Raw genomic sequence first — 26,870 nt, forward strand, 5'->3', positions numbered from 1 at the left:
TTGCTGATAATGATGGTGCCTGCTGCAAGGGCCGGTCCGGTCGAGCTGAGTGCAGAGCAAAAGGATTGGGTCCAGACGCATCCAGTATTACGGGTCGGCGTGGTCGAAGACCTGATGCCTTTCGAATACATCAGCAACGCAGTCATGCGCGGGCGGTCGATAGAGTATTTGCAATTCGTCACGGCCGCGACCGGCCTTCAGTTCACGTTCGTACCCGGAAAAACGCTGGCCGAGCGCGAGAAAATGTTGCTTGAAGGCCAGGTTGACCTGCTGTCGTCTTATTTACGCTTCAGGTCTGAACCCACTACCAAGGGGCTTCGAACGCTTGCCTACGAATCGACCTCACCTGTCATTGTGACGCGGGTTGAGAGCCCCGACGCTTTCGATCTTGATCAACTGCAAGGTAAAACCGTCGCGATACCCAACAATGTGGCGTATTACGAGCAAATTTTCCGGCGTAAAGGAGTTCAGGCCACTTTCAAAAAAAGCGCTTCAGCCCTGGAGATACTGACCAGCGTTGAAGACGGCAGTGCCGATGCGGCAATCGCGTCAGCCATCTTTCTAATGCCTTATCTGTATCAACGGTTCCAGGGCATTCTGGAAGTATCCGGTGTGCTCGGCAGCCAAGTGCTGGATGTGAGCATGGTGACCCGTACAGACCAGGTCATGCTGTATTCAATACTGGAGAAGGTGTTCGCCTCCATCACCGTCGAGCAACGCAACGGTCTGTATGGGCGCTGGTACCAGGATCTGGACCTGAATGTTCCATCGCTGCCCAGTATCGCCGCCCATTATTTGCATGTGTTGATCCTTGGCGCGCTCGTGCTGGTCAGCCTGTGCGCACTGCTGTATCGAGGCCAGCGTCAACGGCGCCTGGCGGTGCGTAACGAGCAGGAAAAAACCATGTTTCTGGCGGTGATGGGGCATGAAATCCGTTCACCGATGAACGCGGTGCTGGCGGCGATGGAGTTGCTCGGGCATACCCGGCTCAACCAGCAACAGCGCCATTTGGTCCATTTGGCCAACAGTGGGGCCAACGCGCTGGGGCGCCTGCTGGACGATGTCCTGGACAGGCCTGGCTCGCATGCCAAACCGCCACGGCTGGCCGTCGAGGCAATCGACATGGAGGCATTGGTCCAAGGCGTAGTCGGCCTGCATCGACTGCGTGCGCGGGAAAAACGCCTGAGCTTGAACTGCCATATTCAGGCGCAGCTCCCCTTGTTGTTGCTCGACAGCTCCCGGCTCACGCAAATTTTTCATAACCTGCTTTCCAATGCCATCAAGTTTACCGACACAGGCGGTGTCGACATCACTGTGGCGTTAGCGGTTGCAGTGCACGGCACTGCGCAATTGCAGATTGAGGTGCGCGACAGTGGCGTCGGCATTTCAGACGCGGTGCAGGCCGCCCTGTTTCGCCCCTATGCCCAGGCCCGCGAATCCTCCCGGCGCACGGGGGGCACCGGGTTGGGCCTGATGATTTGTCGGCAGTTGGTGGGTTTGATGCAGGGCACGTTGACGCTGACCAGCGAGCCGGGCTCAGGCACGACAGTGGCTATCCGCTTACCGGTGAGCATCGGCGAGGAGCCAGCGGTCTTGATGCCGCAAGCGGCCCCCTCAACCCAGCCAACCGTGAGCGGCCTGCAGATTTTGGTGGTGGAAGATACCTACGCCAACCAGGAGGTATTACGCGCGCAAATCAGTGCATTTGGCTGTCAGCCAGTGATCGCTGCCGACGCCGCGCAAGCCTGGCCGCTGTTCAGGGAAACCGTATACGACCTGGTGCTGATGGACTGCGATTTGCCCGATGAAGACGGTTATGGCCTGGTGCGCAGGTTGCGCGCCCTGGAAATGCAACTGGGGCGCACACGCAGCCCGATTATCGCGATCTCTGCCCTGACCGGCGACCGTCATCTTCAACGCTGTATCGAGGCGGGCATGGACGCGACCTTGAGCAAGCCCATACGCCTTGGGCAGTTGTGCGAAGTCATTGAACGCTGGTGCGGGGTCAAGCTGGCCGCCCCCAGTACCAGCTTGATGGCGCCTTTGCTGGATCAAGCCGCAATCAACCGTGAAATGGCCGGTGACCTGGCAAACCTGGTCAAAGCCGTCGCCCTGTGCGACCGCGCATCGGCGCAGCACGTAGCGCATCGATTGCATGGGGCTGCATTGATCATGGAGTGGTCGGCACTGGCGCAGGCCGCCGAGTACATGGAGCGTCTGCTGTACAGCGAAGCAGAGTGGGGGCCAGTGCACGCCCAAGCCTTGCAGCCGTTGTTGCAACAGTGGGCCGCGTTGAGCGGCGATACAGCGCTCGACGTACTGCCGGCGACGCGTGCGCAGCGGACGGCACGCTGATGCGGCGCCTGCTGCTGGTACTGACGTTGATGTGCCTTCCGGCGTCGGTGGGCGTGTACGCCAGTTCACCACCCATGGGATTGACGCAGCCGGAGGTGGACTGGATAGCTGCTCATCCGGTGCTGCGTGTGGGTGTGTTCGAGGACCTGCTGCCTTTCGAATACATGAGTGGCGGCCAATTGCGCGGTCTGTCGGCTAAATACCTGAGGCTGATCAGCCTGCGTACCGGTCTGCATTTCGAGCCGGTGCTGACCACCACGCGCAGTGCGCGCAAGGATATGCTGATCAGCGGCGAGGTGGACATATTGTCCACACGGCGGCGTTCCGACGACCCGGCCCAGGATCGTGGGATGCTTTACACCCTGCCTTACAACACCAGCTCGACGATTCTTGTCAGTCGTTTTGGCGATCAGCCGCTGGCAGGCCTGGAACAGCTTGCCCACAAACGCTTGGTCATGTTGGGACGCGAAGTCTATGGCGCATTCCTGCGCGAAGAGGCCCCAGGAGTTACGCTCATCGCCGCCCAGAACGCGGTCGACATGATGGCGATGGTCAAGGACGGCAAGGCAGACGCCGCTATCGCTTCGGAGTGGTTGTTGATCCCGTATCTTTCCCGTCAGTACCAGGGCGTCTTGCAGATATCCGGCGTGGTGCCGCAACTGCACACCGGCGTCAGCATGGCGGTGCGCGACAGCGATGCGATCCTGCTGTCGATCCTGGAGAAGGCATTGGCCTCCATCACCGGGGATGAGCGCAAGGCGATCTTCGATGCCTGGTTTGCCGACATGAACCTGGATATCCCGACCATCAGGTCCATCGCCGAACATTACGCGGGTGAGTTGTGGCTGTTGCTGGCCATTGTGCTGTTGCTCATTACGCTGGTGTGGCAAAGCCGGTTGCAGCGGCGGCGCGCGGTGCAGCGTGAGCGCGAGAAAGCGATGTTTCTCGCGGTCATGAGCCATGAAGTGCGCTCGCCCATGAATGCAGTGCTGGCGGCGGTCGAGCTGCTTGAGCACACCCCGCTGGACGAACAGCAGCGGCACTTCACGGACCTGGCCAATACCGGCGCCAATACCTTGCTGCGCCTGGTCGACGATGTGCTGGATATCTCCAAGATGGAGGCCGGGCAATTGCAGCTCAATCTTGAGCCGGTGGACTTGTGGTCACTGTTGCAACAGCAGGTGGATGATTACCGAGGCTATGCCGAGGAAAAGGGCCTGACGTTGACATTGACTGGCCAGCGCCCAATCGCTTCAGCACTGCTCGATGACCAGCGGGTGGCCCAGGTGCTGGGTAATCTGATCTCCAACGCCATCAAGTTCACCGAGCACGGCCGAGTGGAGGTGCAACTGCTGTTGCCCGACGCACAGCCGGGGGTAACTTCGCAGGCGTTGATTCGCGTGGTCGACACCGGCATTGGGTTGTCCGACCAGGCGCAAGCTGCGCTGTTTCGGCCCTATGCTCGCGCCAGGCAGTCGTTCAAGCGTAGCGGCGGCACCGGTTTGGGGCTGGTGATCTGTCGCCGTTTGGTGAAGTTGATGCACGGCCAGCTGACCTTGAGCAGCGTCCCGGGGAGCGGCACTCAAGTCGACGTGAGGTTGCCCGTCGAGTGGGCCGGACCGCTTGAGCCGCCTGTGCGGGCAGCCGATCCTGATGCGGCTTCCAGGGAGGTTTCATTATGGGTGCTGGTGTCGGGAGGTGAATATGCCGATCAGCAAGCAGTACAGGCATTGCTTCAAGGTTTTGGCCTGGGCGTACGGCTGGCGGCCGAGGGTGACGAGGCGCTGGCGCTCTTCAATCAGCACAGGGTCGATCTGGTACTGATTGATGAGCATCAGGCGTTCAACCTGAGCGGCCCTTTGCGCGACGTGGAGCGCCAACAACAGCGCGGGCATTGCCCAATCATTGCGATGTCGCAGGTAACAGGTAATGACTATCTTGAACGCTGTTTTGAGGCCGGCCTGGACGGCGTGCTGAGCAAGCCGGTGCGTCAGGACAAATTGCAGCAAATGATCGAGCTGTGGTGCGATCAGGTCCTGATACCAGCGGCGCAGGTGCATGCTGCCTCAGGGCAAGAGCGGGAAGGGCGGCAAGAAGCACTGCGCCAGGATCTGAACCGTCTGTTCAGCGCTGTTGCCCTGCGTGATCGCCCGGTTGCCCTGCAGGCTGCGCATCGGCTAAAGGGGGCTGCACAGACGGTAGGCTGGACTGCGATTGCGGCCGGCGCCGAAGGGATCGAGTCGTTGTTGCACGATGAAGTGAACTGGCCAACCGTAGCGGTTGCGGATCAACTCAATCTTATGGCGCAAGACTGGGCTGCGGCCGGTTATTGAATAATGCGTCTTGCCTCGACAGCCTGGTTTTTAGGACCACTCCTATAGACGAAGTAGTGACTCTAAAAACAAATAACATAAGTTGAAGTGCGTAAGTTTTTGCCGAGCGAAACAGACGTTCATTGTTGAAAATATTGAGTGGCTTAGTTGTTTTTAGGAGCACTCCTATATTGGGTGTTGCGCGGACTCCCTACACTTCACTGCGCAACAACACAGAAGTTATCCAGCACCGGAAACTTCTTCACTTACCTGGTATATCGCTCTCTCGGAGTTACTCATGAATTACAAAGCCCGCGTCCTCGCTGCACTGGTCGCCGCCACCGCCACCTCCGCTGCCATGGCTTCGGATGGCACCATCAATTTCAACGGTGAACTGAAGGCCGAGACCTGCCAGGTTGCAGTGAATGGGCAGCCCGGCTCGGCAGGCTCTACCGTCACGCTGCCGACCATTTCCACTGCCTCGTTGACCTCGGCTGGTCAGGTGGCCGGCCAGACCGGTTTCAGCATTCAGTTGAGCAAATGCTCGGCAGCGCTGAAAACCGCGGCTGCATTCTTTGAAGCCGGTGGCTCGGTTGACCCGGCCAGCGGCAACTTGAAGAACATGGGCGGCGGTGCCACCAAGGTTCAACTGCAATTGGTCGACGCATCCAATGGCAAGGCCATCAAGGCCGGTGATACCGCACAAGTGGCGTCCACCAGCCGTATCGACATCGATGCCACCACACTCAGCGCAGACCTGCCGTACTCTGTTCAGTACTACGCCCAGGCCGCGACCACGCCGGGCACTGTTATCAGCAACGTGACTTACTCCATCAATTATCAGTAAGACGCCAGTAATGAAGGCACGCCCTGTTGTGTATTTAAAGGGCGTGCTTTCGGGGCGGCATTGGGACTAAGTCATGCCTTGCATACTTCCATTTAAACAAATGCTTCTGGCAAGTCTTGTGGCACTTGGGTGTTCCCAGGCGCTGGCGGGTGTAGTGATCACCGGCACCCGCGTGATCTACCCGGCGGACCAGAAAGAAGTCACGGTAAAACTCAATAACAACGGTACTCAACCCGCGTTGATGCAAGCGTGGATTGACACCGGCAGTGTGGAGTCCACCCCCACCAGCTCCAAGGCGCCGTTTCTGCTGTCGCCTCCGGTGGCGCGTATCGACCCGACCAAGGGCCAAAGCCTGCGAGTGCTATTCACGGGGACAGCGCTGCCCCAAGACAAGGAGTCGGTGTTCTGGCTCAACGTGCTGGAAATTCCGCCCAAGCCCGAGGCCGGGGCAGACCTTAACACCCTGCAAATGGCCTTCCGTTCGCGGATCAAATTGTTCTATCGCCCGACCGGCCTTGCAGGTACTGCCAGCGAAGCGATTGAACAGGTGCAATGGCAACTGGTTACGGCCAGCGATGGTCAGGGCCTGGCCCTGCAAGCGTTCAACCCGTCGGCGTTTCATGTATCGCTGGTCGAGCTGGACCTGGTGGCCGGCGGTCAGCGTGCGCGCAGTGAGGACGGCATGGTGAGCCCGGGTCAAACCCGGCAATTCCCGCTGCCAACTCTTAAAACCCCACCCGCCGCAGGCGCACAGGTGGAGTTCAGCGCAATCAACGATTACGGCGCGCTGATCCCGACTCGGAAAGCACTCAAGCCCTGATCAATTCCTGACGTCTTTACCCGCGAGTCATTTATGCAGACCTCTTCCCGCTCCAGGCCGCCTCTGGGGGCGCCGCCTCGCTTCGCCCTGAATCCGCTCACCCGCTTGATACTCAAGGTATTGGCCGTCACGTCAGGCGCCTGGGGTGTACACGCCGCGCTGGCGCAAGAGGTGCAGTTCAACGATGCATTCCTGCCGGAAGACTCACGCAATCTCGACCTCGGCAAATACCAGGCCGGTAACCCGGTGACCCCAGGGCAGTACCGTGCGGACGTTGTGCTCAACGGCCAGTTGAACAGCCGCCAGGACATTCGTATCGAAGCCCAGCCCGACGGCAGCAAGCCGGTGGTGTGCATGGACCATGGCTTGCTTGAGCGCCAGGGCGTGAACATCGCCAAATTGTCGCCCGAAGCCCGCCAGGCGCTTGACGGTCCAGGTTGCACGGCGTTGAGCAGTTTGATCCAGGGTGCCAGTGCGAACTTCTCCCCGGAGAACCAGGCACTCGACCTCAGCATCCCCCAGGCGGCCTTGAAGCGAAATTCGCGGGGTTATGTCAGCCCTGAGCTGTGGGACCGTGGCGTCACCGCAGGCCTGCTCAGTTACAACTTCAATGCCAATCGCAACCGCACCCGCAGTGGCAACAATGACTCGGCCTTCCTGGGGCTCAATGCCGGCCTCAACCTTGGCGATTGGCGCTTGCGTCACAATGCCTCGGTGGGCTGGCAATCGCGCAACGGTAGCCAGTACCAGGCGTTGGACAGCTACGCGCAACGCGATATCACTGCGCTGAAAAGCCAGCTGACTGTGGGTGAGTCCAACACCAGCGGCGAGATCTTCGACACCTTGTCTTATCGCGGCGTGCAATTGGCCAGTGATGACCGCATGTTGCCCGACTCCATGCGCGGGTATGCGCCGGTTATTCGTGGCATCGCCCGCACCAATGCGCGCGTCACCATTCGCCAGGCCGGCAACGTGCTGCTGGAAACCACGGTCGCCCCCGGCGCCTTCGTCATTGACGACCTGTACTCCACCGGCTATGGGGGCGATCTCAACGTGAGCGTGGCCGAGGCGGACGGTACCGAACAAAACTTTATCGTGCCCTATGCCTCGGTCAGTCAGTTGCTGCGTCCTGGCACGTCACGTTTCAGCGTCACCGCCGGTGAAACCCGCAACAATTTCGTTGACGAGCAGACGCGCCTGCTGCAAGGCACGCTGCAATATGGCCTGAACAACACCTTCACCGGGTTCGGCGGTGTGCAATCGAGCGATCACTACGCGGCTGTCCTCACAGGCTTGGCGTTCGGCACGCCGATCGGCGCCATGGCGGTGGACGTGACACACGCCCAGACCGACCTGGCTGCCGGTCGGGCGAAGGGGCAGAGCATGCGCCTGTCCTACAGCAAGAACATTCTTAGCACCGGCAGTAACTTTTCGGTGGCGGCCTACCGTTTTTCCACCCGTGACTACCTGGATTTCAGCAATGCCGTGCAGCTGCTCGATGCCGAGAAAAACGGTTGGGACACCAGCCAGTTCGGTCGCCCGCGCAGCCGCTTGTCACTCACCGCCGACCAGAGCTTCGGGCCTTGGGGCCAGGTATCGATCAGCGGCTATGCCCAGAACTACTGGAACCAGCAGGGCAGCGACGTGCAGTACCAGTTCAGCTACAGCAAGCAGTTCAACCGGGTGAGTTTCAGCGTGAACGCCAACCGCAGCCGCATGGGCCTGGGCGATATGGAAAACAGTTTTCTGCTGACCATGAGCATGCCGCTCGAATTTGGCGGCTCGGGCTATGGGCCGCAAGTCACCGCACAACTGGGCCGTGACACCCGCGGCAATTACAGCGAGCAGGCGGGTATCAGCGGCACTGCCGGCCAGGATCGCCAATACGGCTATGGCGCCACCTTCGGCCATGACGGCGCCAGCAACACCAAGAGTGCCGCGCTCAACGGCCAGTACACCGGCGCCCGCGCCATGCTCAGTGCCGCTCTGGGCCGAGGCGATGGCTATACCAGCGCGTCGGTGGGCGCGAGCGGCACGGTGGTGGCCCATGGCGATGGTGTGACCATGACGCCTTACCGCGGTGAAACCATGGCCGTGGTCAGCGCCCCAGGCGCCGAGGGGGCTAAGGTCTCCGGCTACCCGGGCCTGAGGCTCGACGGCAGCGGCAACGCCGTGGTGCCGTACCTGCGCCCGTATGAGTTGAACGAGGTGGCGATCGACCCGATCGGCAGTTCCCTGGACGTTGAGTTGAGCGAAACCAGCCAACAGACCGCGCCGCGTGCCGGTGCAGTCGTGCACCTCAAATACACCACCAACCAGGGCCGCGCGGTGCTGCTCAATGTGCGCCTGGACGACGGCAGCAGCTTGCCGTTCGGCGCGGGAGTGACCGATGGCGAGGGTGCCACCGTGGGCGTGGTCGGGCAGGGCGGGCAACTGTATGCGCGGATCAAACCCGAGACGCGCCGCTTGCTGGTCAACTGGGGCAGCCAGGCGCAGCAGCAGTGTGCGCTGACGATCCCGCCAGGCCCTGGCGATGGGCAACAGCTGCAACAAGTGGACGCCGTGTGTGCGGCCGGCAAACAGGTCGCTGACAGCGTGCGGCCCAACACCCAGCAGAAGGTAGCGTTATGAACATCGGCTCTTTGATCAAACTGGGGTTGTTGGGTATGGCCTTGTGGGCCTCGGCCGGCACGGCCATGGCGGTCACTTGTTCCTACATGGACGGTATCCGGCCTGCCGTGGGCTCCATGCCGTTGCAGATATCGGCGATCACCGTCGGGCGTGATGTGCCGGTGGGCACTGAGGTCTATCGTCAAAAGTTCAGCATGGCCTCAGGTCAGGCGGTGAAGCTGGAATGCCTTTTCGCACCGTATCAACAGTGGACCGAACTCACGGTTGAATCCAGCTATGCCCTGGCCAATGTGACCAGTGGCACCTATGCCAATAAGGTCTACAGAACCAGCGTTCCCGGATTGGGCGTTGCTTTCAATAGCAACGGTGGCCTGCTGCCCAGGCAAAGCGCCAAGGCATGGACCACGTGTACGCAGGGGTGGCGATGCCTCGTGCCGTTTGACGGGCCTTCGAACTTTGAGCTGATATTGATCAAGATTGGCGAGGTGACGCCGGGTGTGCTGGTGGGCAGTACATTGCCGATCGTGAGTCTGTTCGGCAATTTCGGCGACGCCAGAATGACCGGCTTCAGGATGGGCATTTCCGGCAGCATCCAGATTGTTTCGCGAACCTGCAGTACACCGGATGTCTCGGTGCCCATGGGCACCCACCTGGTCAATAAATTCACTGGCCTCAACAGCAGCACTGGCTGGACGGATTTTGCCATCGCCTTGAATGACTGCCCTGCGTTCAACGGCATGTTTTCCACTACCGGTACCGGCTGGATTTCACAAAGCGGTAACTCACCCACCGGCACCGGCACCAGCGGGGCCCGCGTCAACAACACACTGCAATACCGCATCGACCCGGCTCGGACGGCCATCAATGCAAGCAACGGCATCCTGAGCCTCGACCCGAGCACGGCCGGCAATGCGCCTGCCGCGACTGGCGTCGGCATTCAGGTCGCCACCAGCAACGGCGTTGCCCTGCCATTGGCGAGCAACCGAAACGCGGGCCTGTCCCTCAGGAGTACCGAAAGCAGTTATTCCATCCCGCTGCGCGCGCGCTACCTGCAAACCGGGGCCAAGGTTACGCCGGGGCCGGCGAATGCGTCGGCAACCTTCACGATCATTTATCAGTGAGTGGTGGATACATGACCAATAAAGCGCTACGTATTCTGATTGCCGATGGACAGCACTTCTACCGCTTGAAAATCGAGCGGGCGTTGAACCAGTTGGGCTATTACCGCATCGCGCCGATACACCGGCTGGATGAAGTCCTCAGTGCTGTGGAGTTCGGCGATACGCCGCTGGATGTGCTGATCATCAATGCCGCCCTGGCGCACAGCGTGAAATTCGATTTGCTCTGGTTCATCAGGGACAACCCACAGATTCGTCATGTGTTGATCTATGGCCAGAGCGAACGCGCTTCGCCCGCGCTTGCGTGGTGCCATGTGCCCAACGTGCTGATCAGCGCGGCGCCGTTGCCTGATCTGCAAGCGCTGGAGGCGTTTATGAGAAAGGTTGATGGAAATGCTGTAGGAAGGGGATACGGCGCGTTCAATTGGACGCAACGCTGAACGCGCCATTGGGTACACCCATGTCTGATCACACCATCACGACAACGAACGCGCCGCCCTATCGATAAACGCAGTGACCTCTACGGGCCTGGTTGCTGTTGTTGTTTAGAAATGTTTATGTGATCCAATGGTTATCTCGGCTTGCGCAGGAAGCGCATCAGCGGAGGCCATTCAGTCTTTTAAAAGATTCATCCCAAGGAGTAACACCATGCAAGGAAGCACATCGTTCAAGTACCTGGCGTTTTCGTTGATCCCGTTGATGGCCGCCTGTACCACACCCACACGCCAGTCCGCGATCATCCCGGCGCCACCCTTGCCGTTCGATAACTGTGCGGTTGGCTGCCCCACCGGCGGCAGCCCGGTGACGTTGAACCGCCAGGCCTACACGTTGAACAACAACGGCTCGACCAAGTTTGCCAATTGGGTGTCCTACAAGATCACCAAGACCACTGCGGCCAGCGGACGCTCTCGCGACTGGCGCACCGACCCGGATATTCCAGCCGGGGAAACCTTGGACCCGGTGGATTACAACGGCGCCAACGTCGCGCTTAAAATCGACCGTGGGCATCAGGCCAACCTGGCGTCGATGGCCGGCGTGGCCGATTGGCAAACGCTCAACTACCTGTCGAACATCACCCCGCAAAAGGCCGAGCTTAACCAGGGGCCGTGGGCGCGTCTGGAAGATCAGGAGCGCAACCTCAGCAAGGAGCCAGGCGTCGATCAGGTGTATGTGGCTACCGGGCCGCTGTATGAACATTTCGTCGGCTCGTTGCCGGGCACGAACAAAGTGCACACCATCCCCAGCGGCTACTGGAAAATCATCGTGGTCGGCAGTTCGCCGGAAACGGGCCTGTACGCCTCATTCGTGATGAACCAGGAAACCCCCAAGGGCGCAGACTTCTGTGATTACCAGGTCACTGTGGATCACATCGAGGAGCGCTCGGGGCTGACGTTCTGGAACACCTTGCCGCAAGCGATGCAGGCCACGCTGAAGGCCAGGCAGGGCCAGTTGCCGAGCCGGATCGGTTGTAGCCGAACCAAAGCCTGACGTTAGTCGGCACACACCAATGAGGGCCTGCGGCTGCTGTTCTTACCCAGGCGCTCACGTGTGCTGATCTCTGTCGGCGGCGTGCCGGTGCTTGCCTGCTCACGCAGCGCCGCTTCCAACGCTTGCAAATGCTTGTTCAGGATTTTTACCGACCCGCTCGGGTTGGCGGGATCGAAGGGGATCCGGCCATTGGCAATCAGCACCATGGCCAGTCCGCTTCGCGATTCTTGAACGCAACGGCAAGATCTCGGTGATCCCATTTGAATAACACGCGGCCCCCATTCGTCGGCCAAGGGGCTATTTTTTGAACGCCAGCGCTTCTGTTCCAGCCAGATAGGTTATGGGCGGACGAGTCGTGCTTTCGTCGCGCCGATATCACTCACTCGCCAACAGGTGAACCATCATGAAGAAGCTTTATATGTGCCTGGGCCTGTGCAGCGCGTTCATGCTGCACGGCTGTTTTGACAACGCCGACAACGCCACTAAAGACAACAACAGTGGCACCCAGTCGTCGGTGCAGATGCAGGAAGGTAAGGCGGACGAAAATAAATAGCGCGGCCTTGCAGCCGACGCTGTGGGAGCTGGCTTGCCTGCGATGCAAACACCTCGGTTAATCAGTTAAACCGAGTCGATGCATTCGCAGGCAAGCGCATTGCATCAGGAAGACCCCTTCTACGGCGCGTCTCCCAGCAGCGTCGCGACAAAGTGGTTGTGGAATACTCCCTTTGGGTCGCAGGCCTTGCGAAAGGCGTTGAAGGCTGCGGTTCTTTCACTGCGGCGCTGTGCAAGGTCCTTCAGGAACTGCGGGTTGAACGGCTCAGAGTACGTTCCCGAGGGTTGAGCAGGGTTGTAAAAGCCGAACATCTTGCCGGTGTGCGGCATCCCACCCAGGGCAACCCAGGCTCGTTCGATATCCGCAAAAAAGTGCATTAGGCGACCCGGATAGTCAGACGCTGCCACAGCCGGCACGTAACCGATAAGGTCAAGGTTCACGAAGGTAGCGTCTGGGGTTTGCGTGTACGTCCCGGCCAATGCAGTGTCTCCGCCACGGACGAAGCGGAACTCCAGCGGGGCGACCACGAGGAAGTCGGCGGAGTCCTGGAGCCGCGCTTTCACGGCGTCGAGCCCTTGCCAGGCTTTACCAAGGCCTTCGTCATCCAGAGCCGGGAGCTCGATAAAGTAAGACATGAAAATGACGCGTGATGCCTTGGTCAGCCACAAGTCGGAGTAGACCGACGCGGCTTCATCGAAGAGCGTTTCGATCGTGAGGAACCCTGCGTCAATGATTGCACTTGCCGTTGTCGTGTTATTGCCATACTGGGCGGCGATGAGGGGCGGCTCGATGATAGGTTCAAACGGTATCAGGTAGGGCGCCCCGAATACATTCTCTCCCGCCAGGGCACAGGCATTGGGCACGCTTGTCTTAAGGTTGGGCACCTGGGTCGCAGGGGAAGCAACCACGTCCCACCACAAGATCAGGAAATTGTCGGTGTACGGATTGAGAAAGGATTCGACGCGGTCATGGTCCGTAAGCAGCGCCTTGAACCGGGAGATGAAGGTTGGCTCGTCAGCACAGACAACTTTTGTTTCTTTGCCTGCGTTTAATGTGGTGGCCCATGGGCGGGGCAATACATCCAGTGTCACTGACGTGACGACGCCCAATGCACCGAGGGAGACGCGTGCAAACTGCAAGGGCGACCAACCGTCGACTGCAGGCGTTTGTGCGTCAATGGTCCGCACCTGGCCGTCAGGTCCCATGAGGGTGAACGCCGAAGCAGTTTCGGCGAAAATCGGTGCGCGGATGGTTGCGCCGTGGACATCGACGGCGGTCATGCCGCCAAGGCTGAAGAAGCCGCCGGCGGTCGCAGTCTTGAGCATCAAGTCATGGGCGGTCAGGAAGGCATCCAGCTCATCCTCGCGCACGCCAGTGTTAACGGTGACCGTATTTGGGGTGGTGCCCAGCACAATAGACTTATCTCCATTCGGGCCCAAGTCTGCGTAACAGGCGAGGTCGATGAGCCAGCGGCGGGGGGTTGGGGCGATGCGATTGTCTTCGGCAACCAAGGCCGGCTGTGCATGTCGTTGGCCCGATACGCGTACTGTCGTGCCTGCCGCGCCGGCCTGGCGAACAATGTCTTGAAGCTCTGCGAGATGGGTTGGCGAGAAGTAGTATTGACCATCGATTTCCAGGGTGTCGACGATGTTCTGAGCCCAGTTTTTCCAAGGTAGCGGCTGAACCTTGAAACTCAGGGTCGTGCCCGTTATCTCATAGGCGGCCAGCCTGCCGTTGTTGGCCGGCTGGACTAAAGGTTCTCCTTGATTCTGGATGCCAGCGACGGCGGACACATAAGGTGCGACGCCAATTGCATCCGCGGGAATACCGAGCAATGCAAGTGAAGGGCTGACCTTGTACACACCATTTTCGAAGTTGCCACTGTTCCATTCGGAGGTATGCCATTGGCCTGCTGAATCAAGCCACTGAATCGAAAAGTTCATGACAAAAAGGCCGTTGTTAAGGCAACCAATGCGCTCGACTTGTTTCATTTTGGTTTCCTGTTACGTGATTTTTAACGTCAGACGGGTTGAATGTGCAATCGGGGAAGCCGGCGCCAACTTCTAACGGCAAGTCACGAAAAGTTGGTTCCGGGTATTCCGTCGTAAAGAGCTTTTTTATTCGATCAAGTTAATTGCAAAACCAATGATGGTTGTTCCTACTGCATCATAAGTTGCTATCTGGCCGTTGGTGGCAAACCCCACAAACGGCGTGCCTTGACCTGATGACCCAGCCAGTGCATGCCCATATACCGTGACAGCCAGCGCGTCGGAGGGTACGCCAATCGTTTCAAGATTCGGTGTGGTCCGAGATTGCGCCACCGGGTAGTCACCGCTGCCCCATTGCGACGTATACCACTTGCCGTCGCTCTGGAGCCATTGGACTTTAAAGTTAAATACATAGCCGCCTTTGTTGTTGACGGTGATTTTTTGAACTTGTCTCATAGTTATCTCCGGTTATAGCAATGAAGTGAGATGGGCACGTGTGACCCCTGTCTATTGGCGACAGAGTGTTTTTTACTGCATAACTTGATTGCACTGCTCGGAGGCGATGGTGAACGCAGAAATCAAACAGGTCGCCTCGCGCCCTGTTTACTGATTACTGTCAAGTGAGTGAGCGGCTTAACGACCACAGACCTACATCATTTATAAGACTAAAAGTGTTGTTTATGAGTGCCAACACGAGGTTGGTGGGCATCATGATGATATTGGGCGGGGATAGCCTCCTTGGCTGCAGGGTTGAGTCCTTTCTGATACTGAGGTGAGGTTAGTCGCGGTGCGGATGACCTGCCAGGCTGAGTAGAAAACTATTTAGCTATAAGCCCAATATCGGAAATAGCCGTCGCGGTAACTGTTCTCTTCGGTAATGCAGCGCCTCGGTCCGTCAATGGCCCGAGGCGTTGCACGCTTTCCCTCAGCGCATATGCAGGATGATCGGGCTGCTGCTCGCGGGGTCAGTATGCCCGCGCAACTTGCTCACCGCCTTCGGCTCGACCGCGCCACCGTTGTTGCCCCAGGTACCGCGCACGTAGCTCAGCACATCGGCGATTTCCTGGTCGGACAACTGCTCACGAAATGCCGGCATGCGGTAGGCGTCTGGCAGGCCAGCGGTGACCACGCGTTGCGAGCCGTTGAGGGTGATGTTGATCGCGGAGGCGTTTTCCTTGGCCAGGGCCGAGGTAGCGCCTGCCAGGGGCGGCATCCAGTCGGGCTGGCCTTTGCCGTCGAGGCCATGGCAGGAGGCGCAGCGGGTCGCGTAAGTATGGGCGCCGGGGGCATCCTGGCGTGCTGTTGCCGCCTGATACTGCCAGGGGCTGCCGTCACGCTGCGGATCGCCTGGCAGTGACTTGAGATAACGGGCGATCGCGGCCAGGTCATCGTCCTGCATGAACTGCGTGGAGTTGTTGAAGGCTTCGGTCATCGAGCCGTAGACCACGGCATGCTGGTTGCGACCGGTCTTGAGGAACTGCACGATCTGTTCCTCACTCCAGCGCCCCAGGCCGGTGTTGTGGTCCTGGCGCAGGCTGGGGGCGTACCAACCGTCGAGCAGGGCACCGGCCAGGAACGGCGCGCCGGATTCGTCCAGGGCCTTTTCGTTGAACGCCAGCCCCCGAGGCGTGTGGCAACTGCCGCAGTGGCCGGGGCCTTGCACGATATACGCGCCACGGTTCCACAGCGCGTCCTGGCCGGGTTTGGCGGCATAGGTCGCGGTGGGCGCAAACACACCGTTCCACAGGGCGATGGGCCAACGCAGGTTGAGCGGCCAGGGAATGCCGCTGGGCAGGTTAGGTTCGTTGGCCGGTTGCACGCCTTTCATGAAAAACGCGTACAGCGCCTGTATGTCGTCATCGCTGAGTTTGACGTAAGACGGGTAGGGCATGGCCGGGTAGAGCCGCCGCCCACCCGGTGCTACGCCGTGGCGTACGGCGCGGTCGAAGTCGGCCAGGCTATAGGCGCCGATGCCATGCTCGCGGTCGGGGGTGATGTTGGTGGCGTGGATCGCTCCCAGTGGTGTAGCCATTTCCAGGCCGCCCGCGAAGGGCGTCTTGCCTGGCAGGCTGTGGCAGGCCACGCAGTCACTCACGCGCGCGACGTATTCGCCGCGACTGACCAACGCGGGGTCGAAGCTCGTGGCCTGTTGCTGTTCAAAAGGCGAGGCAGGCTCGCGGGTGACATACCAGGCCAGCAGGCCGGCGGCGACCACGCAGGGCAGCACCAGCCACCCTGCGGTTCTTGCGAATCGGCGGTTATTCATGGGCGTTCCCTGTCGGTTAGCTGAAGGTGTGGCGGCTCAACGGTAAGCTGCGGATGCGCTGGCCAGTCAACTGTGCCACCGCGTTGACCACCGCCGGTGCCACGGCGGGCAATGGCGGTTCACCGATGCCACCCATCTTTTCGCCGCTCTCGACGATCTTCACGTGGACCTGCGCCATACGCGAGGGCGGCAGGATCGGATACAGGTCGTAGTTACGCGCCCGTGGCATACCGTCCACGTACACCGCTTCCTCCAGCAACGTTTGCGAGAGCCCCAAGGCTACCGCGCCGCTGACCTGCGCTTGAATGATCGCCGGGTTGACGATGCTGCCCGGGTCGATGGCCTCCCAGATATGGTGGACCTTGACTTGGCCGTTCTCGATCGACACTTCGGCGACTACCGCCGCGTGAGAGCCAAAGGGCGAAGCCATGGCCACCCCGCGAGCACGGCGTGTGCCGTCCTCTGCGGTATAAGGGCCGCGCTTCCAGCCCCCCGACAATTCGCCCACCGCTTGTAGCAAGGTGGTCAACCGCGGGTTGTCGCGCAGCAGGTGCAGACGCAGCTCGTAAGGGTCGTGGCCGCCTTTGTCCGCCAGTTCGTCCAGGAACGCTTCGTAGAAAAAGTCGTTGAGGGAGTTACCCACCGAGCGCCAGTAGCCAAGCATCGGCGCGCCCTTGACGTAGATCTGCGCGATGCGCTTGTTGGGGATCGCATAACTCTTGCCCGACAGGCCTTCCAGGGCGGTAGGGTCGATTTGATCGCCTTGTTTGCCACTGAGAGCTTCTGTGGGGCCTTCGGTGGCGCTGACCGCTTCGATGGCCACCGGCAGGCCCTTATCATCGAGTGCGGCGCGGAACTTGACCACGGCGACGGGGCGCAGCACATCGCGCAGGAACTCTTCCTCACGGCTCCAGATCAGCTTGATCGGGCGACCGACGGCCTTGGCCAACGCGATGGCCTGTGGGTACGGATTGGCGGAGTCATACAGGAAATGCCGGCCGAAAAAGCCGCCCAGCAGCGGTGAGTGCAGGGTGATTTGCTCAGTACTCAGGCCGGTGCGCTTGGCTATATCGGCACGGAACATATCCGGCGCCTGGTTAGGCAGCCACACCTCCAGCGTGCCGTCGGGGTTAAAGCGTGCCAGGGCTGAAGGCGGTTCCAGCTGGGCATGGTTGAGGTACTGGTTGTGGTAGGTGGCGTCGACGCGGGTCTTGGCGCTGGCCAGTGCGCCGGCCACATCGCCTTCGTTTTCGTCATCGCGGGCCGGGCCTTGCTGGGCGGCGAGGAAGTCGCGGTACTTGTCGCTGGAAAAGTCCGCCGGCATCGCCCGCACGGTGGAGTCGGCGGCGGCTTCAAGCCACTCCACCTGGATGGCTTCGACGGCGCGCTTGGCATGCCACCAACGCTCGGCCACCACGGCCACTGCGCCGGGCAGGGTGTGAACCGAATGCACGCCTTTCATGGCTTGCACCTGGGCCTGGTTGCGCAGGCTGCCCACGGTCATGCCCAGGCGTGGCGCATGCTGGACGGCGGCATGGAGCATGCCGTCGATTTTCAGGTCGATGGTGTACTGCGCCTTGCCGGTGGATTTGTCATAGGCATCCAGGCGCTTGACCGGCTTGCCGATCCAGCGGAACTGGCTCGGGTCGCGCAGGGTAATGCTGGCCGGGTCGGGCACCGGCATATCCAGGGCGGCACCTGCCAGTTCGCCGTAGCCCAGGGAACGGCCGGAAGCGGCGTGCACCACGCGACCGGGCTGGGTGGTCAGCTCGCTGAGCGGTACGCGCAGTTGCTCGGCGCCGGCTTGCATCAGCATCGCGCGGGCGAGGGCGCCGAGGCGGCGCATGGTCGGGTAGCTCATGCGCACCGACATACTGCCGCCGGTGATGCGCAGGCCATTTTCCATCACCACATAGGCTTCGCCGGGCGGGGCCGCTTCGACAATGAACGTGGCCGGGTCGGCATCCAATTCTTCACCGACGATCTGCGCCATGGCGGTGTGGGTGCCTTGGCCGCCTTCCATGAAGGGGCTGAGCAGGCGCACGCTGCCGTCGGGGCGAATTTCCAGGAAGGCGGGTACTTGAGTGCCGCGTTCAGCGACTGCGCCGGTCGCGGCTTGCACGCGGGAGGTGCCCAGCGGCAAGCCGAAGCCGATCACCAGCGCGCCCACGGCAGTGCTGGCCAGGAAGCGGCGACGGGACAGGTTGACCGGTTCGCCCAGGGTCACGCCGGGAATGATCTCGTTGGTGTTCATCAGGCGGTCTCCTTCCCGGCGGCCAAGGCATCCATGGCGGCATGGATCGCGTTGTAGGTGCCGCAACGGCAGAGGTTGACCATCGCCGCGTCGATCTGCGCCTTGGTCGGCGCGGGGGTGTGCTTGAGCAGCGCCGTGGCCGCCATCACCTGCCCGGACTGGCAGTAACCGCATTGCGCTACTTGATGTTCGACCCAGGCCGCCACCACACGCTTGCCCACGTCATCGGCCTCCACGGCCTCGATGGTGGTGATCTCGCGACCGACCACGCCGGCCACGGGCGTCACGCAGGCGCGCACCACATTGCCGTCCACCAGCACCGAACAGGCGCCGCACTGGGCCAGGCCGCAGCCGTATTTGGTGCCGGTCATGCCCAGGTTATCGCGGATCACCCACAACAACGGGGTGTCGGCTTCGGCATCGACCTGATAGGCCTTTTGGTTGATACGTAATTCCATGCGGGCTCACCTGCTGATCATCGGTTGGTGGTGCTGAGTTCTTATAGGAGCGGTGCGACTGGAAGTCGCCCATCGTCGAACTCTAGACCAACGCGCAAGGGCTATCTATCCGATTGCCCTCAAGTTCAGAGGATCAGGCAAGTATTTGACAGGATTAGGCCTGCGCTCCCACTTATTGGAACCCGCCCGACAGTTGCGCCTTCAAGTACGCTACCAACGCACTCACCGACTTGGGCACATGGGGTGAGTAGGGCCGAATCAGGTAAATTTCATCGGCAAATGCGCCTTTGAGTGTCCAGTCCTTCAATACACGCACCACTGTGCCAGCGGCCAGCGCCGCCTGGGCGCTGAAGTCCGGAAGCAGGGCGATGCCCAGGTGGTTGAGTGCGGCGTCGCGCAAGGCTTCGCTGTTATTGGTGGCGAAGCTGCCGGCGATCGGCACGGTGAGGCGCTCTAGGGGGCGGCTGCCGCGTTCGAAGGTCCAGGCGGGCTGGTCGGTGCCGCGTGGGTAAAACAGGCAGTTGTGGGCCGACAGCTCGCCCGGCTCGCGGGGTTTGCCGTGGCGTTGCAGGTAATCATGGGTGGCGACCAGTACCGAAGTGGTGTCGCACAGCTTCCAGGCCACGTGGGTCTCGGGCACCTGGAAGCCGTGACGCACCGCCAGGTCGTAACCCTCGGCGGCCAATGAGCTCAAGGCATCAGAGACGTCCAGTTGGATACGCACCTGAGGGTACTGCTGCAAAAAGCCGGACAGGTGCGGCACCAGTTGTTGCCGGGCGAACGCCACGGGGGCGGTCAGGCGCACCAGCCCGCGTATTTCCCCGACCGAGTCGCGCACTGAGGAAAAACTGCGAGCGATCTGCGCGTAGGCGCTGCGTACCTCGCGGGTCAACGACAGCCCCGCATCGGTCAGCCGCACGCTGCGGGTGGTGCGCGTCACCAGGCGCGTGCCGGTGGCCTTCTCCAGGTCGGAAATGCGCTGGCTCACCGCCGATTTACTCACCCCCAGGCGCGCGGCGGCAGCGGTGTAGGTGCCTTGTTCCTCCAGCACTGACAGCCAGTGAATGTGGGTCCACAGCCCTTCGATCTCAGCCTTTTCCATGGGTGTATTGTTCGCATATAAGGACAATAAGTTCTGGATTCTGCTCTGGTTAGGAACAAAGCGAAAGCCTATCGTGTGGACCAACGCCACCCACCTGGATCGACTGCCATGACTGCAACCATCGAGCACTACATCAACGACCAGCGCGTCAGCCGCGATGACCGTTATCAGGACGTCTACAACCCGGCCACTGGTGAAGTCACCGCGCGCGTGGCCCTGGCTAGCCGTCAGACGGTGGCCGAAGCCGTCGCCGCCGCCCAGGCCGCGTTTGCCGGCTGGGCCGACACCCCGCCGATCCGCCGCGCCCGCGTATTGTTCCAATACCTGCACCTGCTGCGCGAACGCAAGGACGACCTGGCGCGCATCATCGTCGCCGAGCACGGCAAGGTGTTCACCGATGCCCAGGGCGAAGTCGACCGTGGCATCGACATTCTCGAATTCGCCTGTGGCATTCCCAACCTGCTCAAGGGCGAACACTCCGACCAGGTCTCCCGTGGCATGGACAACTGGACGATGCGCCAGCCGCTGGGCGTGGTCGCCGGCGTGACGCCGTTCAACTTCCCGGTGATGGTACCGATGTGGATGTACCCCATCGCCATTGCGGCGGGTAACACCTTTATCCTCAAGCCCAGCCCGACTGACCCAAGCGCTTCGCTGTTCATGGCCGAGCTGCTGCATGAAGCCGGCCTGCCCAAGGGCGTGTTCAATGTGGTGCAGGGTGATAAAGAGTCGGTGGACGCGCTGATCGAACACCCGGACGTCAAAGCCGTGAGCTTCGTCGGCTCCACGCCGATTGCCCAATACATCTACGAGAGCGGCGCCCGCAACGGCAAGCGCGTGCAAGGCTTGGGCGGGGCGAAAAACCATATGGTGGTGATGCCCGACGCCGATATCGAACGCACCGTGGATGCGCTGATGGGCGCCGCCTACGGCAGTGCCGGCGAGCGCTGCATGGCGATCTCGGTGGCGGTGCTGGTGGGTGATGTGGGCGACAAGGTGATCGCCGCTTTGAGCGAACGCGCCAAGCTGCTGCGCATCACCGATGGCCGCGATCTCAAAGCCGAGATGGGCCCGATCGTGTCGCGGGCCGCGCTGGAACGCATCAGTGGCTACATTGAACAGGGTGTACAAGCCGGCGCGCAGTTGCTGCTCGATGGCCGCGACTACGTACCCACCGAACCCGGCCTGCAGAATGGCTTTTGGCTCGGCGCGACCTTGTTCGACCACGTGACCCAGGACATGAGCATCTACCGCGAAGAAATCTTCGGCCCGGTGCTGGCCTGTGTACGCGTCAACGATTTTGCCGAAGCGGTGAAGTTGGTCAACGACCACGAGTTTGGCAACGGCGTCAGTTGCTTCACCCGCGATGGCAACATTGCTCGTGAGTTTGCGCGGCGTATCGAGGTGGGCATGGTCGGTATTAACGTGCCGATCCCGGTGCCCATGGCCTGGCACGGGTTTGGTGGCTGGAAGAAGAGCCTGTTCGGTGACATGCATGCCTACGGTACCGAGGGCGTGCGCTTCTACACCAAGCAGAAGTCGATCATGCAGCGCTGGTCGGAGAGCATCGAGCAGGGTGCGGAGTTTGCGATGCCGGTGTCCAAGTAAGGTTTAAGCGGTGCTGCTGGATCTGATGTGGGAAGGCTCAAGCCCTCCCACATTTTTTTTGCCTGTTGACGGGTTAACACTTAAAAGTCCAGTATGGAATTATAAGTACAAAATAGACGCTGCCCGTTTTTCTTCACTCTTGCCAAACCAACAACAACTTGCGAGAACCCCTCCATGAAGAAACGCCATCTCCTTCCCGTCCTGGCCCTGAGCCTGTTTGCCTCCAGCCACCTGCTGGCCGCCGAGAAAACCCTGCGTATTGGCATTGAGGCGGCCTACCCGCCGTTCGCCTCCAAGACCGGCGACGGCAAGATCGTGGGTTTCGACTACGACATTGGCAACGCCCTGTGCGCGCAAATGAAGGTCAAGTGCGTGTGGATCGAAGGGGAGTTCGACGGGCTGATTCCGTCCCTCAAGGTCAAGAAGATCGACATGGCGTTGTCGTCCATGACCATCAACGAAGACCGCAAGAAGTCGGTGGATTTCACCCACAAGTACTACTTCACCTCCTCGCGTCTGGTGATGAAGGACGGCGCCGTGGTGGATGACCAGTACGCTAGCCTCAAGGGCAAGAACGTCGGTGTACAGCGCGCCACCACCACCGACCGCTATGCCACCGAGGTGTTCGAACCCAAGGGCATCAACGTCAAGCGCTACAGCAATAACGAAGAAATCTACATGGACCTGGCAGCGGGGCGTCTGGATGCGATCTTTGCCGACACCATCCCCCTGAACGACTTCCTGTCGATGCCGCGCGGGCAGGGTTATGCCTTTGTCGGCCCGGAACTCAAGGACCCGAAATACGTGGGCGAGGGCTCGGGGATTGCCGTGCGCAAAGGCAATACAGCGTTGGTCAGCGAATTGAACGCGGCCATCGACGGCATTCGCGCCAGTGGCGAATACCAGAAGATTTCACAGCAGTACTTCAAGGCCGATATCTACGGCGACTGACGCAGGCAAAGACGCGGTCAATGTGGGAGCTGTCGAGCTTTAGCGAGGCTGCGAAAGCGGTGGGTCAGGCAATGAAAATGTTGACCTTGCCGGCCCCTTCGCAGCCTCGCCGGGGCTCGACAGCTCCCACAGGGATCGGCGTTGTCGTCAGAAAGGGGTCAGCCCTTGAGTTCTTTCAAATGCTTGTAGACCGTCGCCCGGCCCATACCCAGCACATTGGCCACGTAGTTGGAGGCGCTCTTGCCCTTGAATGCCCCCTCGGTATGCAGCGCCAGCACCAGTTCGCGTTTGTGGTCGCGGGTCAACAGGTTCAGGCTCAACTGACGCTCGCGCAGCCAGGCATGCAGAAAGGTATTGATGCGTTCCTGCCAGTCATCACGGAACAGCGCGTCCGGCTGTGCGATCAGCTTGCTCGGCGACAGGAACAAATCCAGCGCCGCCTTGGCCGTTTCAAACATTGAAATATTCAGGTTGATGCACAACACAGCCAGCCTGTGCCCTTTGTGGTCGTGCAGCACGGTGCTCAGGCTGCGGATTTTCTGGCCGTCCCAGTTGAGCTTTTCGTAAGGGCCGATATTCACCTCGCTGACGTCACCGTCGAGCATGTCCTCCAGGGACGAGTCGTCACCCAGGCTGCGCTTGGACAGGTTATTGGCGATGTAATCCACGGTTTGCGTGCGCAGGTCATGCAACACCACTTCTGCATGGGGAAAGAACAGCGTGGCGATTGCATCGGCAATCGCGCGGAAGTTCTGCATGACCTTGTCTTGTTCAGCAGTGTTCATCAATGGGGCTCCAGGCGGACCGGGGAGAGCATACCAGCGTCCAGGCCGAACCGGGTCAGTGCCTCCGGCAGCGGTTCGCCGCGCACCAGGGCGGCGCTTGCCTGGCCCATGGCCGGTGAGGTCTGGATACCATAGCCGCCTTGCGCTGCCACCCAGAACAGCCCTGGTACTTGCGGGTCAAAGCCCGACAGCAAATCACCGTCCTGCACAAAACTGCGCAGCCCGGCCCAGGTGCGCGTGGGGCGGCGGATGGTCAGGGTGGTGGCTTCCTCGATCTGGTAGATGCCCATGGCGATATCCAGTTCTTCGGGTTGCACGTCCTGGGGTTCTACCGGGTCGGCGTTGGCCGGTGAGCCGAGGAACATGCCGGCATCCGGTTTCATGTAGAACGCTTCGTCGAGGGCCACCAGCATCGGCCAGTCGTGGCTGTCCACGCCCTCGGGGCCAGCAAAGACAAAGGCCGAGCGGCGCTTGGGCTGCAAGCCGATGGACGCTGCGCCCGCCAGCCCGCCGATATGGTCGGCCCAGGCTCCGGCGGCATTGATGATGACCGGCGCCGTGTAGATCGCATCCTGGGTGCGCACCTGCCACAGGCCGTCGGCGTCGCGGCTTAAGCCCAGCACATGGCTGTCGGTGCGTACTTCGCCCTGGTTGCGGCGGATACCGCGCAGGTAGCCTTGATGCAGGGCGTCGGTGTCGATGTCACAAGCGGTGGGGTCGTAGATTGCCCCGTGGACTTTTTCACGGCGCAGGATCGGCAAGCGTGCACACGCTTCATCCACCGTCAGGCGCTGCACCTGCGCCACGGTGGCCTTGGCGCTCAGGTACTGGCTGTCGAGTTCGGCCGGGTCACCGTTGAAATCAACGGTCATTTCGCCCCGGGGCGTCAGCAGGGGATGTTCGCAGAAGCCTGCGGGTGGCTGGTCGAAGAAGGCCCGGCTGGCCAAGGTCAGCGCACGCACTTGCGGGGTGCCGTACGCGGCGGTGTAGAGCGCCGCCGAACGCCCGGTGGAGTGATAGGCCGGGTGGTTTTCACGCTCCAGCACCAGAACCTTGCCGTGCTGCGACAACCAGAACCCGGTGGATGCGCCGGCAATGCCGCCGCCGATGATGATGAAGTCTGCCTGGCTCATGGAGATCTCCTGAAATAAGCCTTGTAGGAGCGAGCGTGCTCGCGAAAAACGTTGACGATAACGCGCCCATCCTGTGTGACCGCAGTGCCTGTGAGGTCTTCGCGAGCAAGCTCGCTCCTACAGTCGGTACAGGGCATTAGCCAGTGCGATGTCTTCCAGGCCCAGGCCGATGGAGCGGAAAAAGACGTGACGATCGTAGTCGGGACGTTGGGCCATGTCGCTGAACAATTCGGGCAGGTCGCCGACAATCGTGCGTTTGTCCCAGCCGTGCTGTTCGCTGGCGATCAGCATCTCACCGGCCGAATCCGGGGTAGTCTGGCGGTAGTCGCAGAACACGTGCATCTGGTTAAGGCAGTGCGGCGGCACTTCATGGGCACGCGGTGCGTTGGTGCTGATGGAGGTGATCAGCGCGGGTTTGCTCAGGCGCGAGGGGTCGATGACCGGCCCGGCGGACGAGGTGCACAGCAGGATCACATCCGCGTCTTCCAGGGCCGCTTCACAACTTGCGACGAGGCTCAGGCGCGGGTCCAGGCTGGCCAACTGCGCGCGCGTTTCGGCGCTGGTGCTGCCCAGGCTTGGCGAGTACAGGCGGATTTGCTGCCAGTCGCGCAGGTTCTGTACATAACGCAGGTGCGCCTGGGCGACCTTGCCGCTGCCAATGATCGCCAGGCGTTGCGCCGCCGCCGGGGCCAGCGCATCCACCGCCAAGGCCGTGGCGGCGGCGGTGCGTGCGGTGGTCAATTCAGCGGCGTCGCACAGCAGCAACGGCTGGCCGCTGTGCATTGACATCAACAGGGTCCAGGCCGTCACTAGGGGGCCTTGTTCACGCACGATATAAGGCGAAGTTTTGACCCCGTACACCCCGTCTTCGGCCAGTACGCCCAGGTAGTTGATGAAATCCCCGGCGCCTTGGGGAAACTCCACCCACTGTTGCGGCGGCTGCACGGCTTGCCCGGCGGCGAGGTCGCGAAACAATTTGCGCAGGATCAAAGGCACGTCGACTTGAGCCAGCAAGGTACGGGCCTGGGCCTGGTCGATAACGAGGGGCGTCGTGGACATGGGGTTCTCCGGGTAAACTAATTTGTCCATTATGGACTTTTAGTTTTTATCCGCAATAACCCGAGGGAAAAATGAGGCTTATGGGCGCTGTCCCCCCACCCATCGTAGGAGCGGGCTTGCTCGCGAAAAACGTCAACGATAACGCGTGCTTCCTGAATAAACGCAGCGCCTGTGAGTTTTTCGCGAGCAAGCTCGCTCCTACAGTCAGGCAGTGGCTTCGGTATCGGTCAGGCACTCGATGGAGCGATCTACCGTGGTTTTTGCAATTTCCAGCAGATGCCACACCGCCAGGATCTTCGCCCGTTCAGGGCTTTGCAGCAGCTCACCGCAATCGAGTGCCGTGGCTGAAGCGCTGTCGAGCAGGCTGGCGGTGTAGAGCAGGGCGTCTTCGAAACTCAGGTCTTCGTTGACGCAATGGAAGCCTTGGGTAGGCAGGTAATGGTCGATGGCGCGGTTGAACGCGGCGCGGTCTTTTGCGGGATCGATGGGTGGGTCGGGTAGTACTTTGTTCATGGTGTAGTTCCTGTCTGAATATCAAGGAGCTGACACTTTTCGCGACTAAACGAAGGTGGCGGCTGTACGCAGGTTAGTCGACCGGACAGAACAGGAACCCGGCGCGCCCGAGGGCGCCCTGCGCACAGCCACCATAAAGCTTCATGGGAGCATGCGCCTGTTCTCAAACCGGGCGACTAAACCCGATCACTGATTTGGCAGTGACGGACCGCAGACTAGCCACCGATTCCAGCAGGCACAAGGCGGCAAGGATTGTCTAGGAAACGTCCTGCAATTTAAAGGGACACGCCTTGCTGGCCCTTTACAAACCATGACCAAATGCCACTAACCCTAGCGTGCAATGCGATCAATGTGGCTTGCCTGCGATCGGCGGTAACCACGATGCGAAGCGAGCCGCTCTTGCTCTTGATCTGCTTTTGATCTTGATCTCAGGCGCCCCGTTAAACCACGCTGGCCGGAATTCGACAGTGATTTGGGGGGTAAACCGGCAGGGATGCCGGTTTAGCCGCCCCGCGCCATGGATGGCGCGTGGCGGCGGCCCCCCAAATCACTGGCGGATTACGGGCACACCGAGCCTAGGCGAGGTGCCGAGTGGTGGGGCAAGAGCGTTTTGCTTACTTTTGCGCTTT

At 60.8% G+C, this 26,870-nt stretch carries 22 protein-coding genes; 11 read left to right on the forward strand and 11 right to left on the reverse strand.

Going from position 1 to position 26,870, the window contains the following annotated elements; all coding sequences use genetic code 11:
* Positions 1-12: 12 nt before the first annotated feature.
* The 8 genes from CER19_RS24150 to CER19_RS24185 all read left to right on the forward strand — a co-directional run bounded on the left by CER19_RS24150 (position 13) and on the right by CER19_RS24185 (position 11,571).
* A complete protein-coding gene (locus tag CER19_RS24150; RefSeq protein WP_256660529.1) occupies positions 13-2,355 on the forward strand; it encodes an ATP-binding protein in 2,343 nt (780 codons plus the stop codon).
* Complete coding sequence (locus CER19_RS24155; RefSeq protein ID WP_116668252.1) at positions 2,355-4,688, forward strand: ATP-binding protein; 2,334 nt, start codon at positions 2,355-2,357, stop codon at positions 4,686-4,688. The genes CER19_RS24150 and CER19_RS24155 overlap by 1 nt, the downstream gene beginning before the upstream one ends.
* A gap of 277 nt (positions 4,689-4,965) precedes the next feature.
* The gene (locus CER19_RS24160; protein ID WP_116668253.1) at positions 4,966-5,514 is read left to right on the forward strand and encodes a fimbrial protein; all 549 of its coding nucleotides are present in this window, start codon (positions 4,966-4,968) and stop codon (positions 5,512-5,514) included.
* Positions 5,515-5,587: 73 nt separating this feature from the next.
* Positions 5,588-6,334: a molecular chaperone gene (locus tag CER19_RS24165; RefSeq protein WP_116668254.1), complete on the forward strand. Its 747-nt coding sequence runs from the start codon at positions 5,588-5,590 to the stop codon at positions 6,332-6,334.
* Positions 6,335-6,367: 33 nt separating this feature from the next.
* Positions 6,368-8,965 (forward strand): fimbria/pilus outer membrane usher protein, encoded by a 2,598-nt coding sequence (locus CER19_RS24170; protein ID WP_116668255.1) that lies wholly within the window; start codon positions 6,368-6,370, stop codon positions 8,963-8,965.
* Positions 8,962-10,086 (forward strand): fimbrial protein, encoded by a 1,125-nt coding sequence (locus CER19_RS24175; RefSeq protein ID WP_116668256.1) that lies wholly within the window; start codon positions 8,962-8,964, stop codon positions 10,084-10,086. Before CER19_RS24170 ends, CER19_RS24175 begins: the two co-directional genes overlap by 4 nt.
* Positions 10,087-10,097: 11 nt before the next feature.
* The gene (locus CER19_RS24180) at positions 10,098-10,523 is read left to right on the forward strand and encodes a response regulator (protein ID WP_116668257.1); all 426 of its coding nucleotides are present in this window, start codon (positions 10,098-10,100) and stop codon (positions 10,521-10,523) included.
* 208 nt (positions 10,524-10,731) lie between these two features.
* Entirely contained in the window at positions 10,732-11,571 is an 840-nt protein-coding gene (locus tag CER19_RS24185; protein ID WP_116668258.1) for a DNA/RNA non-specific endonuclease, read from the forward strand.
* A 2-nt stretch (positions 11,572-11,573) separates the two neighbouring features.
* Here the strand turns inward: CER19_RS24185 and CER19_RS24190 are convergent, their stop codons facing one another.
* On the reverse strand, positions 11,574-11,777 hold the full coding sequence (locus CER19_RS24190) for a hypothetical protein (RefSeq protein WP_178088127.1): 204 nt from the start codon (positions 11,775-11,777) through the stop codon (positions 11,574-11,576).
* Positions 11,778-11,974: 197 nt separating this feature from the next.
* Here CER19_RS24190 and CER19_RS28855 point away from each other — a divergent pair, with 197 nt between their 5' ends.
* On the forward strand, positions 11,975-12,124 hold the full coding sequence (locus tag CER19_RS28855; RefSeq protein WP_164919367.1) for a hypothetical protein: 150 nt from the start codon (positions 11,975-11,977) through the stop codon (positions 12,122-12,124).
* 119 nt (positions 12,125-12,243) lie between these two features.
* Here the strand turns inward: CER19_RS28855 and CER19_RS24195 are convergent, their stop codons facing one another.
* The 6 genes from CER19_RS24195 to CER19_RS24220 all read right to left on the reverse strand — a co-directional run bounded on the left by CER19_RS24195 (position 12,244) and on the right by CER19_RS24220 (position 20,192).
* Positions 12,244-14,115 (reverse strand): D-arabinono-1,4-lactone oxidase, encoded by a 1,872-nt coding sequence (locus CER19_RS24195; protein ID WP_116668259.1) that lies wholly within the window; start codon positions 14,113-14,115, stop codon positions 12,244-12,246.
* A gap of 126 nt (positions 14,116-14,241) precedes the next feature.
* Positions 14,242-14,568, reverse strand: coding sequence for a hypothetical protein (locus CER19_RS24200; protein WP_116668260.1), 327 nt, complete (start codon positions 14,566-14,568; stop codon positions 14,242-14,244).
* Between the two features lie 469 nt (positions 14,569-15,037).
* The gene (locus tag CER19_RS24205; protein ID WP_116668261.1) at positions 15,038-16,378 is read right to left on the reverse strand and encodes a cytochrome c; all 1,341 of its coding nucleotides are present in this window, start codon (positions 16,376-16,378) and stop codon (positions 15,038-15,040) included.
* 16 nt (positions 16,379-16,394) lie between these two features.
* Complete coding sequence (locus CER19_RS24210) at positions 16,395-18,632, reverse strand: molybdopterin cofactor-binding domain-containing protein (RefSeq protein WP_116668262.1); 2,238 nt, start codon at positions 18,630-18,632, stop codon at positions 16,395-16,397.
* Complete coding sequence (locus CER19_RS24215; RefSeq protein WP_014718046.1) at positions 18,632-19,090, reverse strand: (2Fe-2S)-binding protein; 459 nt, start codon at positions 19,088-19,090, stop codon at positions 18,632-18,634. The genes CER19_RS24210 and CER19_RS24215 overlap by 1 nt, the downstream gene beginning before the upstream one ends.
* Positions 19,091-19,262: 172 nt before the next feature.
* The gene (locus CER19_RS24220) at positions 19,263-20,192 is read right to left on the reverse strand and encodes a LysR family transcriptional regulator (protein ID WP_116668263.1); all 930 of its coding nucleotides are present in this window, start codon (positions 20,190-20,192) and stop codon (positions 19,263-19,265) included.
* 108 nt (positions 20,193-20,300) lie between these two features.
* On the opposite strand from CER19_RS24220, the gene CER19_RS24225 reads away from it, so the two are divergent.
* The gene (locus CER19_RS24225) at positions 20,301-21,800 is read left to right on the forward strand and encodes a CoA-acylating methylmalonate-semialdehyde dehydrogenase (RefSeq protein WP_116668264.1); all 1,500 of its coding nucleotides are present in this window, start codon (positions 20,301-20,303) and stop codon (positions 21,798-21,800) included.
* Between the two features lie 174 nt (positions 21,801-21,974).
* Positions 21,975-22,751, forward strand: a complete 777-nt coding sequence (locus CER19_RS24230; protein WP_116668265.1) for an ABC transporter substrate-binding protein — start codon at positions 21,975-21,977, stop codon at positions 22,749-22,751.
* Between the two features lie 158 nt (positions 22,752-22,909).
* On the opposite strand, the gene CER19_RS24235 is transcribed toward CER19_RS24230, so the two are convergent.
* From CER19_RS24235 to CER19_RS24255, 4 genes are all read right to left on the reverse strand, one after another.
* Positions 22,910-23,536, reverse strand: coding sequence for a transcriptional regulator (locus tag CER19_RS24235; protein ID WP_116668266.1), 627 nt, complete (start codon positions 23,534-23,536; stop codon positions 22,910-22,912).
* Complete coding sequence (locus CER19_RS24240) at positions 23,536-24,669, reverse strand: FAD-binding oxidoreductase (RefSeq protein WP_116668267.1); 1,134 nt, start codon at positions 24,667-24,669, stop codon at positions 23,536-23,538. The genes CER19_RS24235 and CER19_RS24240 overlap by 1 nt, the downstream gene beginning before the upstream one ends.
* A gap of 117 nt (positions 24,670-24,786) precedes the next feature.
* On the reverse strand, positions 24,787-25,728 hold the full coding sequence (locus tag CER19_RS24250; protein WP_116668269.1) for an ornithine cyclodeaminase family protein: 942 nt from the start codon (positions 25,726-25,728) through the stop codon (positions 24,787-24,789).
* Positions 25,729-25,932: 204 nt separating this feature from the next.
* Positions 25,933-26,241: a DUF6124 family protein gene (locus tag CER19_RS24255; RefSeq protein WP_116668270.1), complete on the reverse strand. Its 309-nt coding sequence runs from the start codon at positions 26,239-26,241 to the stop codon at positions 25,933-25,935.
* Between the last annotated feature and the right edge of the window lie 629 nt (positions 26,242-26,870).

This window comes from Pseudomonas sp. GL93, assembly GCF_003408955.1.
Classification (GTDB): domain Bacteria; phylum Pseudomonadota; class Gammaproteobacteria; order Pseudomonadales; family Pseudomonadaceae; genus Aquipseudomonas; species Aquipseudomonas paracarnis.

Excerpts from the sequence above, each read along its gene's own strand:
- CER19_RS24150 (WP_256660529.1), top strand. The coding sequence starts at position 13 with ATGGTGCCTGCTGCAAGGGCCGGTCCGGTCGAGCTGAGTGCAGAGCAA.
- CER19_RS24155 (WP_116668252.1), top strand. The coding sequence starts at position 2,355 with ATGCGGCGCCTGCTGCTGGTACTGACGTTGATGTGCCTTCCGGCGTCG.
- CER19_RS24160 (WP_116668253.1), top strand. The coding sequence starts at position 4,966 with ATGAATTACAAAGCCCGCGTCCTCGCTGCACTGGTCGCCGCCACCGCC.
- CER19_RS24165 (WP_116668254.1), top strand. The coding sequence starts at position 5,588 with ATGCCTTGCATACTTCCATTTAAACAAATGCTTCTGGCAAGTCTTGTG.
- CER19_RS24170 (WP_116668255.1), top strand. The coding sequence starts at position 6,368 with ATGCAGACCTCTTCCCGCTCCAGGCCGCCTCTGGGGGCGCCGCCTCGC.
- CER19_RS24175 (WP_116668256.1), top strand. The coding sequence starts at position 8,962 with ATGAACATCGGCTCTTTGATCAAACTGGGGTTGTTGGGTATGGCCTTG.
- CER19_RS24180 (WP_116668257.1), top strand. The coding sequence starts at position 10,098 with ATGACCAATAAAGCGCTACGTATTCTGATTGCCGATGGACAGCACTTC.
- CER19_RS24185 (WP_116668258.1), top strand. The coding sequence starts at position 10,732 with ATGCAAGGAAGCACATCGTTCAAGTACCTGGCGTTTTCGTTGATCCCG.
- CER19_RS24190 (WP_178088127.1), bottom strand. The coding sequence starts at position 11,777 with ATGGTGCTGATTGCCAATGGCCGGATCCCCTTCGATCCCGCCAACCCG.
- CER19_RS28855 (WP_164919367.1), top strand. The coding sequence starts at position 11,975 with ATGAAGAAGCTTTATATGTGCCTGGGCCTGTGCAGCGCGTTCATGCTG.
- CER19_RS24195 (WP_116668259.1), bottom strand. The coding sequence starts at position 14,115 with ATGAAACAAGTCGAGCGCATTGGTTGCCTTAACAACGGCCTTTTTGTC.
- CER19_RS24200 (WP_116668260.1), bottom strand. The coding sequence starts at position 14,568 with ATGAGACAAGTTCAAAAAATCACCGTCAACAACAAAGGCGGCTATGTA.
- CER19_RS24205 (WP_116668261.1), bottom strand. The coding sequence starts at position 16,378 with ATGAATAACCGCCGATTCGCAAGAACCGCAGGGTGGCTGGTGCTGCCC.
- CER19_RS24210 (WP_116668262.1), bottom strand. The coding sequence starts at position 18,632 with ATGAACACCAACGAGATCATTCCCGGCGTGACCCTGGGCGAACCGGTC.
- CER19_RS24215 (WP_014718046.1), bottom strand. The coding sequence starts at position 19,090 with ATGGAATTACGTATCAACCAAAAGGCCTATCAGGTCGATGCCGAAGCC.
- CER19_RS24220 (WP_116668263.1), bottom strand. The coding sequence starts at position 20,192 with ATGGAAAAGGCTGAGATCGAAGGGCTGTGGACCCACATTCACTGGCTG.
- CER19_RS24225 (WP_116668264.1), top strand. The coding sequence starts at position 20,301 with ATGACTGCAACCATCGAGCACTACATCAACGACCAGCGCGTCAGCCGC.
- CER19_RS24230 (WP_116668265.1), top strand. The coding sequence starts at position 21,975 with ATGAAGAAACGCCATCTCCTTCCCGTCCTGGCCCTGAGCCTGTTTGCC.
- CER19_RS24235 (WP_116668266.1), bottom strand. The coding sequence starts at position 23,536 with ATGAACACTGCTGAACAAGACAAGGTCATGCAGAACTTCCGCGCGATT.
- CER19_RS24240 (WP_116668267.1), bottom strand. The coding sequence starts at position 24,669 with ATGAGCCAGGCAGACTTCATCATCATCGGCGGCGGCATTGCCGGCGCA.
- CER19_RS24250 (WP_116668269.1), bottom strand. The coding sequence starts at position 25,728 with ATGTCCACGACGCCCCTCGTTATCGACCAGGCCCAGGCCCGTACCTTG.
- CER19_RS24255 (WP_116668270.1), bottom strand. The coding sequence starts at position 26,241 with ATGAACAAAGTACTACCCGACCCACCCATCGATCCCGCAAAAGACCGC.